The organism is Variovorax sp. YR634 (assembly GCF_900106655.1).
In the GTDB taxonomy this organism is placed as follows: Bacteria; Pseudomonadota; Gammaproteobacteria; order Burkholderiales; family Burkholderiaceae_C; genus Variovorax.
Genome location: NZ_FNOL01000010.1, coordinates 182414 through 197328, shown reverse-complemented (window position 1 = coordinate 197328; position 14915 = coordinate 182414). Strand labels below are relative to the sequence as shown.

General features: G+C 66.9%; 15 protein-coding genes. 13 read left to right on the top strand and 2 right to left on the bottom strand.

Going from position 1 to position 14915, the window contains the following annotated elements; all coding sequences use genetic code 11:
- Positions 1-32: 32 nt before the first annotated feature.
- A complete protein-coding gene (locus BLV60_RS18670) occupies positions 33-1061 on the bottom strand; it encodes an AraC family transcriptional regulator (RefSeq protein WP_093056753.1) in 1029 nt (342 codons plus the stop codon).
- Positions 1062-1203: 142 nt separating this feature from the next.
- On the opposite strand from BLV60_RS18670, the gene BLV60_RS18665 reads away from it, so the two are divergent.
- From BLV60_RS18665 to yfcF, 10 genes are all read left to right on the top strand, one after another.
- Complete coding sequence (locus tag BLV60_RS18665; protein WP_093056752.1) at positions 1204-2376, top strand: isovaleryl-CoA dehydrogenase; 1173 nt, start codon at positions 1204-1206, stop codon at positions 2374-2376.
- A 17-nt stretch (positions 2377-2393) separates the two neighbouring features.
- Complete coding sequence (locus tag BLV60_RS18660) at positions 2394-4064, top strand: AMP-binding protein (protein ID WP_093056751.1); 1671 nt, start codon at positions 2394-2396, stop codon at positions 4062-4064.
- Positions 4061-5683 carry a carboxyl transferase domain-containing protein gene (locus BLV60_RS18655; protein ID WP_093056750.1) on the top strand — a complete coding sequence of 541 codons (1623 nt, stop codon included), beginning with the start codon at positions 4061-4063 and terminating at the stop codon, positions 5681-5683. The genes BLV60_RS18660 and BLV60_RS18655 overlap by 4 nt, the downstream gene beginning before the upstream one ends.
- A 22-nt stretch (positions 5684-5705) precedes the next feature.
- Positions 5706-6569, top strand: a complete 864-nt coding sequence (locus BLV60_RS18650; protein ID WP_176928825.1) for an alpha/beta hydrolase family protein — start codon at positions 5706-5708, stop codon at positions 6567-6569.
- Between the two features lie 17 nt (positions 6570-6586).
- Positions 6587-7387 carry an enoyl-CoA hydratase/isomerase family protein gene (locus tag BLV60_RS18645; protein ID WP_093056786.1) on the top strand — a complete coding sequence of 267 codons (801 nt, stop codon included), beginning with the start codon at positions 6587-6589 and terminating at the stop codon, positions 7385-7387.
- Positions 7388-7392: 5 nt separating this feature from the next.
- A complete protein-coding gene (locus BLV60_RS18640; RefSeq protein WP_143042603.1) occupies positions 7393-7896 on the top strand; it encodes an SMI1/KNR4 family protein in 504 nt (167 codons plus the stop codon).
- Positions 7897-7908: 12 nt separating this feature from the next.
- On the top strand, positions 7909-8583 hold the full coding sequence (locus tag BLV60_RS18635; RefSeq protein ID WP_093056747.1) for a DUF4126 domain-containing protein: 675 nt from the start codon (positions 7909-7911) through the stop codon (positions 8581-8583).
- Positions 8576-10579 (top strand): acetyl-CoA carboxylase biotin carboxylase subunit, encoded by a 2004-nt coding sequence (locus BLV60_RS18630; protein WP_093056746.1) that lies wholly within the window; start codon positions 8576-8578, stop codon positions 10577-10579. Before BLV60_RS18635 ends, BLV60_RS18630 begins: the two co-directional genes overlap by 8 nt.
- A gap of 69 nt (positions 10580-10648) precedes the next feature.
- Positions 10649-11632 carry a DUF4349 domain-containing protein gene (locus tag BLV60_RS18625; RefSeq protein ID WP_093056745.1) on the top strand — a complete coding sequence of 328 codons (984 nt, stop codon included), beginning with the start codon at positions 10649-10651 and terminating at the stop codon, positions 11630-11632.
- Between the two features lie 57 nt (positions 11633-11689).
- A complete protein-coding gene (gene yfcF / locus BLV60_RS18620) occupies positions 11690-12322 on the top strand; it encodes a glutathione transferase (protein ID WP_093056744.1) in 633 nt (210 codons plus the stop codon).
- Between the two features lie 15 nt (positions 12323-12337).
- Here yfcF and BLV60_RS18615 read toward each other — a convergent pair whose 3' ends face one another.
- Complete coding sequence (locus BLV60_RS18615) at positions 12338-12652, bottom strand: EthD family reductase (RefSeq protein WP_093056743.1); 315 nt, start codon at positions 12650-12652, stop codon at positions 12338-12340.
- Between the two features lie 94 nt (positions 12653-12746).
- On the opposite strand from BLV60_RS18615, the gene BLV60_RS18610 reads away from it, so the two are divergent.
- The 3 genes from BLV60_RS18610 (at position 12747) to BLV60_RS18600 (ending at position 14898) form a co-directional block, all read left to right on the top strand.
- Positions 12747-13667 (top strand): 2-hydroxyacid dehydrogenase, encoded by a 921-nt coding sequence (locus BLV60_RS18610; RefSeq protein WP_093056742.1) that lies wholly within the window; start codon positions 12747-12749, stop codon positions 13665-13667.
- A gap of 89 nt (positions 13668-13756) precedes the next feature.
- Entirely contained in the window at positions 13757-14506 is a 750-nt protein-coding gene (locus BLV60_RS18605) for an IclR family transcriptional regulator (protein WP_093056741.1), read from the top strand.
- On the top strand, positions 14503-14898 hold the full coding sequence (locus tag BLV60_RS18600; RefSeq protein WP_093056740.1) for a cupin domain-containing protein: 396 nt from the start codon (positions 14503-14505) through the stop codon (positions 14896-14898). Before BLV60_RS18605 ends, BLV60_RS18600 begins: the two co-directional genes overlap by 4 nt.
- The last annotated feature ends 17 nt before the right edge of the window (positions 14899-14915 follow it).

Sequence of the window (14915 nt, the reverse complement as noted above, 5' to 3'; positions counted from 1 at the left end):
ACGCACCCCGAACGTGCCCCGAACGCCCTCCGCTACAGCCCCTGCTGCCGAAAGTCGCGAGGCGCATGCCCCGTCCACTGCAGGAACGCCCGCGAAAAACTCTTCTCGTTGCGAAACCCCACGGCCAGCGCCACCTGCTTGACAGGCCGCGTGGTGCGGCGCAACAGGTCGACAGCCATCTCGTGGCGCACCTCGTTCTTCAGCGCCTGCAGCGAGGTGCCTTCCTCGTGCAGCTGCCGGTGCAGCGTGCGGCTCGATACGTTGAGCAGCCCGGCCAGCGCCTCGGCCGTGGTGGCCTCGCTGGCGCGTGAGCGCAGCAGCTCGCGCACGCGCTGACCCAGCAGGCGGTCGCGCCGGTACTGCAGGATTGTGAGCGGCAGTGCGCGCCTGAGCATGGTGCGCAGCGCGCGTTCGTCTCGCTGCAAGGGCAGAGCGAGATAGCGTTCGTCGAAACTGATGCCCGCCTGCGGCGCGTCGAAGCGCACGTCTGGCGTGAACATCAGCGGATAGGCGTCGCTGTGCGGTGGCGCGGCAAACGGAAAGCTCGCGTGTCGCAGCGAGATGCGCGAGTCGATGGCCCAGCACATGTAGCCGTGCACGAAGCGCAGGGTGGTCACCAGGCAGAACTCGCGGAAGGCGTCGTCCAGCGGGACGTTCTCGGCGATGCGCAGCGTGGCCATGCCGCCGGCCACTTCGAGCGACAGGCCGATGTCCTCGGTCAGCAGCCGGTGGTGGCGGCACCAGCGCTTGATGGCCACGCCCAGGTCGGGCGAGCTCAGGGAGGCGCGGCACAGCAGGCCGTAGGTACCCCAGGGCAGGCGCCGCGAGAACCAGCCGAGTGTTTCGTCGTCGAGCTCCTGCATGGCGTGGCCCGACAGCACCTCGAACTGCGCGGCCGTCACCCGCGCGCCCGGCCGGGCCAGTTCGCGCGGCGTGATCTGTGCCGCCTTCAGGGCCTCGGCAGGGTCCATGCCGTAGCGCTCGTAGCCCTGCACGATAGCTCTCACGAAGGCCATCGGCGTTACGGCGCGGGCGGGTCTGAGGAACGACGGGGGCGACATGGTGCAGCGGATCGGTCGTGGCGTGATTTGCAACCATTGTGGCGCCAATTGCGGCACGGCGAGGCGTAAGCTGCGATCTTTCGCAAGCGCCATCCAGCGCGGGTGGCATTGCGCGCAGACCCCTTCAGAGGAGACAAACCCCATGCACGATCCCGGCCTGAACTTCGACCTGGGCGACACCATCGACTCGCTGCGCAGCGCGATCCAGGACTTCGCCGCCAACGAAATCGCGCCGCGCGCCGCCGACATCGACCGCGACAACCTGTTCCCGCACGACCTGTGGAAGAAGCTCGGCGACCTCGGCCTGCACGGCATGACGGTGAAAGAGGAATTCGGCGGCACCGAGCTGGGCTACCTGGCGCACATCGTGGCCATGGAAGAAGTCTCGCGCGCCTCGGCCTCGGTGGGCCTGTCTTACGGCGCGCACTCCAACCTGTGCGTGAACCAGATCCATCGAAACGGCAGCGACGCGCAGAAGAAGAAATACCTGCCCAAGCTGGTGAGCGGCGAGCACGTCGGCGCGCTGGCCATGAGCGAGCCCAACGCCGGCTCCGACGTGGTGAGCATGAAGCTCAAGGCCGAGAAGAAGAACGGCTACTACGTGCTCAACGGCGGCAAGATGTGGATCACCAACGGCGGCGACGCCGACACGCTGGTCATCTACGCCAAGACCGAGCCCGAGATGGGCGCACGCGGCATGACGGCCTTCATCGTCGAGAAGAACTTCAAGGGCTTTTCCGCCGGTACCAAGCTCGACAAGCTCGGCATGCGCGGCTCCAACACCTTCCCGCTGTTCTTCGACAACTGCGAAGTACCCGAAGAGAACGTGCTCGGCGGAGAAGGCCAGGGCGCAAGGGTGCTGATGAGCGGCCTCGACTACGAACGCGCAGTGCTCTCGGGTGGCCCGCTGGGCATCATGGCTGCGTGCATGGACGCGGTGCTGCCCTTCATCCACGAGCGCAAGCAGTTCGGCCAGAGCATCGGCGAGTTCCAGCTCATGCAGGGCAAGCTGGCTGACATGTATTCGACCTGGCAGGCCACGCGTGCGTACGTGTATGCCGTGGGCAAGGCCTGCGACCGCAACGACCATGCGCGCACCTTCCGCAAGGATGCGGCCGGCGCCATCCTGTACTCGGCCGAGAAGGCAACGTGGATGGCCGGCGAGGCGATCCAGGCGCTGGGCGGCGTTGGCTACACGAAGGACTTTCCGGTCGAGCGGCTGTGGCGCGATGCCAAGCTGTACGAGATCGGCGCGGGCACCAGCGAAATCCGCCGCATGCTGATCGGCCGCGAGCTGTTCTCCGAAACCGCCTGAAATAAGGACGCATCGCCATGGCGCTCTTGACCCAAAGCATGGCGCAAGGCGCCACCGATGTCCCCCTCATCGAACAACCCATCGGCGACTTCTTCGACGACATGGTCGGCAAGCAGCCCGACCGCGAGGCGCTCGTCAGTCGCCACGAAGGCCAGCGCTACACCTACCGCGAGCTGCAGGCCGAATCGAACAAACTCGCCAGCGCGTTGCTGAACCTCGGCCTTGCGACCGGCGACCGCGTGGGCATCTGGTCGCACAACAACGTGGCGTGGGTGCTGATGCAGATCGCCACCGCCAAGGTCGGCCTGATCCTCGTCAACATCAATCCCGCTTACCGCACTTCAGAGCTCGAGTACGCGCTCAACAAGGTCGGCTGCAAGGCGCTGGTGACGATGGCGCAGTTCAAGACCAGCGACTACCTCGGCATGCTGCGCGAACTGGGCCCGAAGCGTGTGCCGCAACTGGCCCACACCTTCTGGATCGACAAGGCCGGGCAGGGTGACGAGCAGCCCGGCATGCAGCGCTTTTCGCAGCTGCTCGCGAGCGGCGATGCCAGCGACCCGCGCATCGAACAGGTGCAGAAGACGCTGAAAGCCACCGACCCGATCAACATCCAGTTCACCAGCGGCACCACAGGCTTTCCCAAGGGCGCGACGCTCACGCACCGCAACATCCTGAACAACGGCTTCTTCATCGGCGAGTGCATGAAGCTCTCGCCCGCCGACAGGCTGTGCATTCCGGTGCCGCTGTATCACTGCTTCGGCATGGTGCTGGGCAACCTGGCCTGCCTCACGCACGGCTCGGCCATCGTGTACCCGAACGACGGCTTCGACCCGCTCACCGTGCTCGAGACCGTGCAGGCAGAGAAGTGCACCGGCCTGCACGGCGTGCCCACCATGTTCATCGCCGAGCTCGACCATCCGCGCTTCAAGGAGTTCGACCTGTCGACGCTGCGAACCGGCATCATGGCCGGCTCGCCATGCCCTATCGAGGTGATGAAGCGCGTGGTCAGCGAGATGCACCTGAGCGAGATCACCATCGCCTACGGCATGACCGAGACCAGCCCCGTGAGCTGCCAGAGCAGCACCGACACGCCGCTGGACCGCCGCGTATCGACCGTGGGCACGGTGCAGCCGCACCTCGAAGTGAAGATCGTCGACCCCGAGACCGGTGCCGTCATGCCGGCCGGCCAGTCGGGCGAGCTGTGCACGCGCGGCTACTCCGTCATGCACGGCTACTGGGACGACGAGGCCAAGACCCGCGAGGCCATCGACGCCGAGCACTGGATGCACACCGGCGACCTCGCGACCATGGACGGCGAGGGTTACGTCAACATCGTCGGCCGCATCAAGGACATGGTGATCCGCGGCGGCGAGAACATCTACCCGCGCGAGATCGAAGAATTTTTGTACCGCCACCCGAAGGTGCAGGACGTGCAGGTCGTCGGCCTGCCCGACAAGAAATACGGCGAGGAGCTGTGCGCCTGGATCATCGTCAAGCCCGGCCAGAGCGCCACCGAAGAAGAAGTGCGCGAGTTCTGCAAGGGCCAGATCGCGCACTACAAGGTGCCCAAGTACATCCGCTTCGTCAGCGAGTTCCCGATGACGGTGACCGGCAAGATCCAGAAATTCAAGATCCGCGATGCCATGACCGAGCAACTCGGCCTTAGCCAAGAAAAAACAGCATGAGCCAACTCGAAACCAAACTCAACGCCCGCTCGGCGGACTTCCAGGCCAATGCAGCAGCCATGCGCGCGCTGGTCGATGACCTGCGCACGCAGTTCGCGAAGGTAGAGCAGGGCGGCGGCGAGGCCGCGCGTGCCAAGCACACCGCACGCGGCAAGCTGCTGCCGCGCGATCGCGTGGCCGAGCTGCTCGACCCGGGCACGCCCTTCCTCGAGATCGCGCCGCTGGCCGCGCATGCGATGTACCTCGACGCCAAGGGGGCCGAGTCGGCGCCGGGCGCCGGCATCATCGCGGGCATCGGCCGCGTGAATGGTGTCGACTGCATGATCGTGTGCAACGACGCGACGGTGAAGGGCGGCACCTACTATCCGATGACGGTGAAGAAGCACCTGCGCGCGCAGGAGATCGCCGAGCAGAACCGCCTGCCCTGCATCTACCTCGTCGACTCGGGCGGTGCCAACCTGCCGAACCAGGACGAGGTGTTCCCCGACCGCGAGCACTTCGGCCGCATCTTCTACAACCAGGCCAACATGAGCGCCCAGGGCATTCCGCAGATCGCGGTGGTCATGGGCTCGTGCACGGCCGGCGGCGCGTACGTGCCGGCGATGAGCGACGAATCGATCATCGTGAAGAACCAGGGCACCATCTTCCTGGGCGGCCCGCCGCTCGTGAAGGCGGCCACGGGCGAGGTCGTGACGGCTGAAGACCTGGGCGGCGGCGACGTGCACACGCGCCTGTCGGGCGTGGTCGACCACCTCGCGCAGAACGACCTGCATGCGCTGGCGCTCGCGCGCTCGGCGGTGGCCAACCTCAATGCGAAGGCGGCCGAGGCCCCGGCCAAGGCCGAGGTGCGCGCGCCCGCTTTCCCGCGCGAGGAGCTCTACGGCGTGATCCCCACCGACACGCGCAAGCCCTTCGACGTGCGCGAGATCATCGCGCGCGTTGTCGACGGCAGCGAGTTCCACGAGTTCAAGGCGCGCTTCGGCGCCACGCTGGTCTGCGGTTTTGCCGAGATCGAGGGCATGCCCGTGGGCATCGTCGCCAACAACGGCATCCTGTTCAGCGAGTCGGCGCAGAAGGGCGCGCACTTCATCGAGCTGTGCTGCCAGCGCAAGATTCCGCTGGTGTTCCTGCAGAACATCACCGGCTTCATGGTGGGCCGCAAGTACGAGAACGAGGGTATCGCGCGCCACGGCGCCAAGATGGTGACGGCCGTGGCTACCGCCAACGTGCCCAAGTTCACCATCATCATCGGCGGCAGCTTCGGCGCCGGCAACTACGGCATGTGCGGCCGCGCGTACAGCCCGCGCTTTCTCTGGATGTGGCCCAACGCGCGCATCAGCGTGATGGGCGGCGAGCAGGCCGCGAGCGTGCTGGCCACCGTGAAGCGCGACGGCATCGAACTGAAGGGCGGAAGCTGGAGCAAGGAAGAGGAAGAAGCCTTCAAGGCGCCGATCCGCCAGCAGTACGAAGACCAGGGGCACCCTTACTACGCCACCGCGCGGATCTGGGATGACGGGATCATCGATCCGGCGGATACGCGGCGCGTGCTGGCGCTGGGGTTGGCTGCGGCACGGAATGCGCCGATTCCAGAGCCGAAATTCGGCATCTTCCGCATGTAAGGCTCGGGACGGAAACGCTCTCATGACGCTGCGCCGACTCACACTCATCGCCGCCTTGCTTTGCTCAGCGTTGGGCGCGCACGCGCAAAGCGTGGCGCGCCGCGACATCGAGATACCGATGACGGTCAAGGGCTTCTTCGGCGAGTCGCACATCAAGCTGGCCGCCACCGAATACAGGCCCGAGGGCGACGGACCGTTCCCGGTGCTGGTGATCAACCACGGCACGCCGCGCTCGCCCGCCGACTTTCCCAAGACGCAGGACCGCTACGCGCGGCAGGCCGAGATGTTCGCGAAGCACGGCTTCCTGGTTCTCAACCCGCTGCGGCGCGGCTACGGCAAGTCCGATGGGCCGTGGGCCGAGAACTACTTCAGCTGCGCCAACCCCGACTACGTGCAGGCGGGCCTCGAAACTGCGAAGGACATCAGCGCCGCGCTCGACTACGCGCGCACGCTGCCGTATGCCGACGCGCAGCACATGGTGCTGCTCGGCAAATCGGCCGGTGGCTTCGGTGTGCTGGCGTTGTCGAGCCTGAACCCCGAGGGCGTGGTCGGCACCATCAACTTTGCGGGCGGGCGCGGCTCGCGCGGGCCGGACGACGTATGCAACGAAGCGAAGCTGGTCGATGCCTTCGGCCGCTACGCGTCGACCACCAAGGTGCCGATGTTGTGGGTCTATTCGGAGAACGACCACTTCTTCGGCCCCGCATTGGCGAAGCGGCTGCTGGAGGCCTACAAAGCCAAGGGCGTCGACGTGCGTTTCGAGGGCGTGCCGCCCTACGGCAGTGACGGCCATGCCTTCTTCGAAGGCCGCGACAACGCCGCCATCTGGGGGCCGATGGTGGATCAGTTCCTCGCGAAGCTCGGCCTGCCCCGGCACTTGCAATGAACGAAAAGACAAGCAACATGAGCGCATACACCAAGCTGAAACTGACCCTCGAAGGCGCCATCGCCCGCATCTGGCTCGACCAGCCCGACGCACGCAACGCTTTCGACGACGCCGTCATCGCCGAGCTGACGCAGGCCTTCACCGAAGCCGGCGCCGCGCCACAAGTAAAAGCCATCGTGCTCGGTGCCAACGGCCCGGCCTTCTGCGCGGGCGCGAACCTCAACTGGATGCGCCGCATGGCCGACTACACGCGCGGCGAGAACATCGCCGACGCGGGCAAGCTGGCCGCCATGCTGCGCACGATTGCCGAGTGCCCTAAGCCCACCATTGCGCGCGTGCAAGGCGATGTGTATGCGGGTGGCATGGGGCTGGTGGCCGCGTGCGACATGGCCGTGAGTGTGGACACCGCGTGGTACTGCCTGAGCGAAGTGAAGATCGGCCTGGTGCCCGCGACCATCAGCCCTTACGTGCTGCGCGCGATGGGCACGCGCGCCTCGCAGCGCTACTTTCTCACGGCCGAGCGTTTCACGGCCGCCGAGGCCCACCGTATCGGCTTCGTGCATGAAGTGGTCGCAGCCGATGCGCTCGATGCCAAGGTCGACGAGCTCTTGAAGGCGCTGACCGGCGCAAGCCCTGCTGCCGTGCGCGCCTGCAAGCAACTGATTGCCGACGTGGCCGGCCGCGAGATCGACGATGTGCTGATCGCGAAGACCGTCGAGGGCATCGCCGACATTCGTGCGAGCGACGAAGGCCGCGAGGGCGTGCAGGCCTTCCTGCAGAAGCGCAAGCCCTCGTGGCTGGAAACGAACAAGGCCTGAACACCATGACGCATGACGCCCTCATCGAACGCATGGACGCGTGGCTGGCTGCCCATCGCGCGGACTACCACGCGGTGCTGCAACCCGGTGTGAGCGACGCTGACCTCGATGCCTTCGAGGCGAAGTTCTCGCTGGAGCTGCCGGAAGCCTTTCGCGCGCTCTACCGCTGGCGCAACGGCCAGCCGAACAGCAGCTTCGACAGCCTGCAGGACAACCGCATGTTCAGCGCGCTCGAGGACATCGCCGACACCAAGGAGATGCTCGACGACATGATCGGCTCCGACTTCGAAGACCCGTCCACGTGGCGGCGTGGCTGGGTGCCGTTTCTGTCGAACGGCGGCGGCAGCCACTTGTGCGTGGACATCGATGCCGAGGGCGGCGGCGAGCCGGGCCAGCTGATCGCCTTCTGGAAGGCGGACGAAGACCGCCCCGTCGAGCATGCGTCCGTCGAGGCATGGCTCGCGGACCTCGTGGCTTCCATGGAAGCCGGCACCATCGAATTCGACTGAGGACTGATCGCCATGAACACCAGCCTCGACATGCCCCAGCTGATCGCACTGACCGCCGCCATCGGCTGGGCCAGCGGCGTGCGGCTCTACCTGGTCGTGCTGCTGACCGGCGTGGTGGGCTATTTCGGCTGGGTGCCGCTGCCGAGCGGGCTGCAACTGCTGGCGCATCCGGTCGTGATCGCGGCCAGCGGCTTCATGGTGTTCATCGAATTCTTCGCGGACAAGATTCCCGGCCTCGATTCGCTGTGGGACGTGGTGCACACGGCCATCCGCATCCCGGCCGGCGCGGCGCTCGCGGCCAGCGTGTTCGGCGCTGACCATGGCGCGATGGCCGTCGTCGCGGCGCTGGTGGGCGGCAGCTTCGCGGCCACGGCGCATGCGGCCAAGGCCACGACGCGCGCGGCCATCAACACATCGCCCGAGCCGTTTTCTAACGTGGGCGCTTCGCTGGTCGAAGACACGATGGTGCCGGCGGGCCTGTGGCTCGCGGTGGCGCATCCCTTCGTCTTTCTCGTGCTGTTCGTGCTGGTGCTTGTGCTGAGCGTGTGGCTCATCCGCAAGAGCTGGCGTTTCCTCAAGGCGCTGTTCGCCCGCGTGGCCCGCATCTTCAGCGGCCGACCCGATCCGGGCGTGGTGCCCGCATTCCAACTGAAAAAGAATCCTCCGGGAGACACTCCGAATGTTTAAGAAGATCCTGATCGCCAATCGCGGCGAAATCGCTTGCCGGGTTGCCGCGACGGCGCGCCGCATGGCCATTCGCACGGTCGCCGTGTACTCCGATGCCGACGCGCATGCCAACCACGTTCGCGCCTGCGACGAGTCGGTGCACCTCGGCGGCAGCGCCCCGAAGGACAGCTACCTGCGCTGGGAAAAGATCCTCGAAGCCGCCAAGGCCACGGGCGCCGAGGCCGTGCATCCGGGCTACGGTTTCCTCAGCGAGAACGAAGAGTTCGCGCAGGCCTGCGCCGACGCGGGCCTGGTCTTCATCGGCCCGCCGCCCTCGGCCATCAAGGCGATGGGCCTGAAGGCCGAGTCGAAGCAGCTGATGGAAAAGGCCGGCGTGCCGCTGGTGCCGGGCTATCACGGCCATGACCAGAACCCGCAGCTGCTGCAGCGCGAGGCCGATCGCATCGGCTACCCGGTGCTCATCAAGGCCAGCGCGGGTGGCGGCGGCAAGGGCATGCGCGCGGTCGACAAGGCCGAAGACTTCGCCGTCGCGTTGGCCTCGTGCCAGCGCGAGGCCATCAACAGCTTCGGCGACGATGCGGTGCTGATCGAAAAGTACGTGCAGCGCCCGCGCCACATCGAGATCCAGGTGTTCGGCGACACGCACGGCAACTACGTCTACCTGTTCGAGCGCGACTGCTCGGTGCAGCGGCGCCACCAGAAGGTGCTCGAAGAAGCGCCCGCGCCCGGCATGACCGAGGCGATGCGCAAGCAGATGGGCGATGCCGCCGTGGCCGCGGCACGTGCGGTGAACTACGTGGGCGCGGGCACGGTGGAATTCATCGTCGAGCAGCGCGAGGGCGGCGAGATGAACTTCTTCTTCATGGAGATGAATACGCGCCTGCAGGTTGAACACCCTGTGACCGAAGCAATCACCGGCCTCGACCTCGTCGAATGGCAACTGCGCGTGGCATCGGGCGAGACGCTACCCGCGAAGCAGCAAGAGCTGCAGATCCACGGCCATGCCATCGAGGCACGCATCTGCGCCGAGAACCCCGACAACAACTTCCTGCCCGCCACCGGCACTTTGCGCGTGTATCGCAAGCCGCAAGCCACGGCCTTCCAGCGCAGTCGCGTGCGCATCGACGATGGCGTGCGCGAGGGCGGCGAGATCTCGCCCTTCTACGACTCGATGATCGCCAAGCTCATCGTGCACGGCACTACACGCGAAGAGGCGCTGGCCCGGCTCGACGCCGCGCTGGCGCAGGTGCAGATCGTGGGCGTGTCGACCAACGTGCAGTTCCTGCGCGGCATTCTGGCGACGGAGTCGTTCTCGAAGGCCAACCTCGACACCGCGCTGATCGAGCGCGAGCGCGCCGTGCTGTTCGACCGCGAAGCGCTGGGCCTGCCACTGGCAGCCGCTGCCGCGATCACGCGCACGCTGGTCACTGAACGGCCGGTTGGCGTGCCCGACCCGTTCGAACGCCGCGACGGCTGGCGTTCGCACGGCGAGTACCTGCGCCGCTTCGACTTCGAATTTCGCGGCGCCGAACAGATCGCCCTGCTGACCTACAAGCGCGACGGCAGCCTGTGGCTCGAAGCCGGCGGCGCCGAAGGCCCGCTGGTGGTCGGGCAGTTCCCGTCGGGTGAGTTCGAGGTCGAGTTCGCGGGCAACCGCCAGACGCTGGACGTGCACGTCGATGGCGCCACCGCCCACATCTTCGCCTCGAAGGGCGCCACGAAGATCACCGCCATCGATCGCCTCGCCCACGCTGGCGACACGCAGGCCGAAGGCGGCCGGCTCACTGCGCCTATGCCGGGCAAGGTCGTGTCCTTCGCGGTCAAGGCCGGCGACAAGGTCAGCCGCGGCCAGCCGCTTGCGGTGATGGAGGCCATGAAGATGGAGCACACCATCGCAGCGCCGGCCGACGGGACGGTGGAAGAGCTGATGTTCGCGCCGGGCGAGCAGGTGGCCGAAGGCGACGAGTTGTTGCGAATGGGTGCCGCGGCCGCCTGAAAAAACTTAACCCCGTTCCGGGCGCCTGCCCGTATCAGCTGCGGTAGTCATCATTCAAGGGAACTCTCCATGACCTATCGCACGCCTTCCGGTTCGCCCCGTTTCCTCTCTGCCCGCCACCGCGCGGGCATCGTCCTGCTGGCCTTGGCGGCCGCGCTGTCGCTCGCCGGTTGCGACCGCAGGAACAACGAGACTGCCGCGCTTGCCGAGCCGGCCTCGCCGCCGCCCGCGCCCATGCAGGCTGCAGCTGGCTATGCCGGTGGCATGGCCATGAGGAAGGAGGCGCGGATGCGTTCCGCGGAACCGGCCTCCGCACCGTCGGCCACCGACCAGTCGCAGGACAACACGCCGCTGCAGCGCTTCCTGGCCGTGCGGCAGGACTTGAACGTCGAGGTGCCGGCCGAGCAGCTGGCCGATGCCTGGGGCAAGGTGCGCGACCTGTGCGGTTCGCTGAAGTGCGAGCTGCTGTCGTCTTCCCTGTTGCGCGAGACGCCGCAGCAGCCCGGCAACGCCATGCTCGAGATGCGCGTGGAACCCGCCGATGTCGACAAGCTGCTCGGCGGCCTGGCCGGCGTGGCGAACGTGGTCTCGCACACCACCACCAGCGAGGACAAGACCGCCGAGGTGATCGACGTCGAGGCCCGCATCAAGAACCGTACCGAGTTCCGCGACAGCCTGCGTACGATGCTGCGCGACACCGTCACCAAGCGCACCATGGCCGACCTGCTGGCCATCCAGCGCACGCTGTCGGACACGCAGGCCGAGCTCGACGCCATCGCCACGCAGCGCAAGGTGCTGGCGCAGCAGACCAGCAAGCAGCACATCCAGATCCAGTTCACGCCCAGGCGCGCGCTGGTGAGTGGCAGCGATGGGTACAGCCCGATGGGGCATGCGCTGCGCAACGCGGGCTCGGTGCTGGCGGAAAGCGTGGGCTCGCTGATCACCTTCATCGCGGCGGTGCTGCCGTGGCTGGTGCTGGTGGTGCTGCCGATGGGATGGCTGGTGCGCGTGCTGTGGCGTCGTCGCCGCGCCACAGCCAGGGAAGCCAAGTAAGTAAGATCGCGGGAGGGTCGGTTTGAGGCCCTTTTTCTTACGCAGGAGCCTTTCTCGATGCCGGATCCGCTACGTCTCTACGTGGATGCCCAGTTCACCAGCCCCTATGCCATGTCGGTGTTCGTGGCGCTGCATGAAAAGCAGCTGGACTTCGACTTGTCCCCCGTCGACCTTGGGGCGCTGGAGCACCGGGCGGCCGGCTTCTCGCAGCTCTCGCTGACGCAGCGCGTGCCGACGCTGGTGCACGGCGACTTCTCCCTGTCGGAGTCGTCCGCGATCACCGAGTACATCGACGAGACCTTCGCGCAGGGAACGGCGCTGTACCCGGCCGAGCCGCGTGCCCGAGCCCGCGCGCGCCAGCTGCAGGCCTGGCTTCGCAGCGACCTGATGCCGATCCGCCAGGAGCGCTCGACCGAGGTGATCTTCTACGGCCCGGCGAGCGCACCGCTGTCGGCGGTGGCGCATCAGTCGGCGAAGACGCTCTTCCAGGTGGCGCAGGCGCTGCTTCCCGATGACGCGGAGAACCTGTTCGGCGAGTGGTCCATCGCCGACGTCGACCTGGCGCTGATGCTGAATCGCCTGGTCATGAACGGAGACGCCGTGCCGCAGCGGCTGGCGTCGTACGCGGACCGGCAGTGGCAGCGGCCGTCCGTCCAGAGCTGGGTGGCGCTGGAGCGGCCGCTGCGCTGAGGGCGAGGCGGCCCGTCAGCCCACCACCACTTCGCTGATCTGTATCACTGGCGCGATGTCGGTGTAGTTCTTCACGTCGCCCCTGATCTCCTTCGCGTGCGGACCGAACGCATTCTGGAAGGCCTCGACCGATTCGGCGAACACGTGGCACATGGCGACGTAGGTGGGCGCGGAGTCCGGTGCGCCGCCGGTAAGGCCCTTGTCGATGGTGTACGAGAGGCATGCGTCGCCCATGCGGGCCTTGATCAGGGGCATGTGCTTTTCGCGGTAGTAGTCGTGATCGAACCGTGCGCCGGGGGCGTGGGGATACATCACGCTGAATTTGATCATGTAGGGGTCTCCTGAAGTGAGCGTTCGAGGATAGGAGATGGCCAGTGCCCGCACAAGCCGAGGGCGACGCGGGCGCAACCTAAGATGCGTGCCCATGCGAATCACCGTCTACCTCACCGACAACCGCCCAGACCCCTGGATCGAAGGCCTGAAGGCCGAACTCCCCGACGCCGTCATCGAAGCATGGAAGCCCGGCGCGCCGCAGGCCGACCATGCCGTGGTCTGGGCGCCGCCGCAGGCGTTTCTCGATGAGCAGCCCAAGCTGCGCGGCATCTTCAACATCGGCGCGGGCGTCGACGCGCTGCTCAAGCTCAAGGTGCCGGCGCACACGCGCATCGTGCGGCTCGACGACGCTGGCATGTCGGTGCAGATGGCCGAGTACGTCTGCCACACGCTCATTCGCCACTTCCGCGAGTTCGACGCCTACGAGGCCGATGCGCGCGAGGGCAAGTGGAGCTACCGCAAGCCGAAGCTTCGGCGTGACTTTCCGGTCGGCATCATGGGCCTGGGCGTGCTCGGCGAGCGCGTGGCCAAGGCCGTGGCGCAGTTCGAGTTTCCGGTGCTGGGCTGGAGCCGTTCGCCAAAAGAGATCGACGGCGTGCGCGTGTTCAGCGGCGAGGCGCAGTTCGACGAGTTCCTGTCGTCCACGCGCGTGCTGGTCAACCTGCTGCCGCTGACCGAGGCGACGCGCGGCATCCTCAATCGCAACACGCTGGGCAAGCTGCGGCCCGAGGGCTATCTCATCAGCATCGCGCGCGGTGGCCATCTGGTCGAAGACGACCTCATTCCGATGCTCGACGCGGGCCAGCTCGCGGGCGCGACGCTCGACGTGTTCCAGGTCGAGCCGCTGCCGGCGGAGCATGCCTTCTGGCGGCATCCCAAGATCACCGTGACACCGCACGGCTCGGCGCGCACGCTGCGCGAGGAGTCCATCACCCAGATCGCCGCGAAGATCCGCGCGATGGAGCAGGGCCTGCCGGTTGCCGGCGTGGTCGATCCCGCGCGCGGCTACTGACGGCACAAGCTACGTCGGGCCCGCCGGAATAGGGTGCGGGCAGGGGAAACCCCGAAGCGCAAGTTTTTCACAAGTATGAAAATCTTTTCATGACTGTGAAAACTGCGTTTCGGGTGATCGAGATCGTCGAGCTCTTCGCTCGCGAGAAACAGCCGCTGGCGCTGTCAGAAATGGCGCGCCTGCTCGACATGCCGGTGTCGAGCTGCCTGGGCCTGATCCGCACGCTCGAAGAGCAGGGCTACATGTACGAGACCGGCCGCCGCCAGGGCTACTACCCGACGGGCCGGCTGCTTGCGATGGCGCAGGTCATCGCCGCCCACGACCCGGTGCTCGACCGGGTGAAGGCCACGCTCGAAGAGCTGCGCGACGCGGCGCGCGAGACGGTGGTCTTCGCCAAGTTCCGCGATGCGGGCCTGGTGGTCTACCTGGAGGTGCTGAGCGCGCCGCAGAGCATCCGCTACACGGCCGAGTCGGGCGAAACGCGCCCGGCCTACGCCAATTCGCTGGGCCGCGCGCTGCTGTCAACGCTCGACGCCGAAGCGCGCCGCAAGCTGCTGGATGGCATGACGCTCGCGCCGCTGACCGATGCCACGCTCACCACCGCCGACGCCATCGAGGCCGAGCTGCAGCGCTCCGCCGCGCGCGGCTGGTACGGCAACCTCGGCGAAAGCATTCCCGACCTGATCGGCCTGGCTTGGCCGCTGCGCATCGGCGGCGAGGCCTATGCCATCTCGGTTGCAGGCCCGCGCTACCGCATGGAGGCGCGCATCGAGGAGATCGCCGCAATGCTGCGCTCGGCCTGCCTCGCCATCGAACCCAAGACAGAAAGCCCCCGATGACTGCAACGACCGCTGTCCCACGCTACTTCATCCGCGAGGACGAGATCGCCGGCTACCACCCCGCCAACCACACCGGCACGCTGAACAAGCGCCTGATCGGCCCCGAGACCGTGGGCGCCAGGCAGCTCGAAGTGCTGGTCGGCCACATCCAGAAGGGCAAGGGCGCGCTGCCGCATGCGCACCCGGGCATCGAGCAGGTCTGCTACATGCTCGAAGGCCGCGCGGTCGCCGAGGTGGGCGGCCAGCGGCAGGAGCTGCACCCCGGCGACAGCTGCTTTTTTCCGGCCGACGCGATGCACACCTTCACGGTGGTGAGCGACGAGCCGGTGCGCGTGCTGGTGATCTACAGCCCGCCGTACGAGGAATCGCCGGAGCGCGTGATCCGGCCCTGAACCGACACAACAACCGG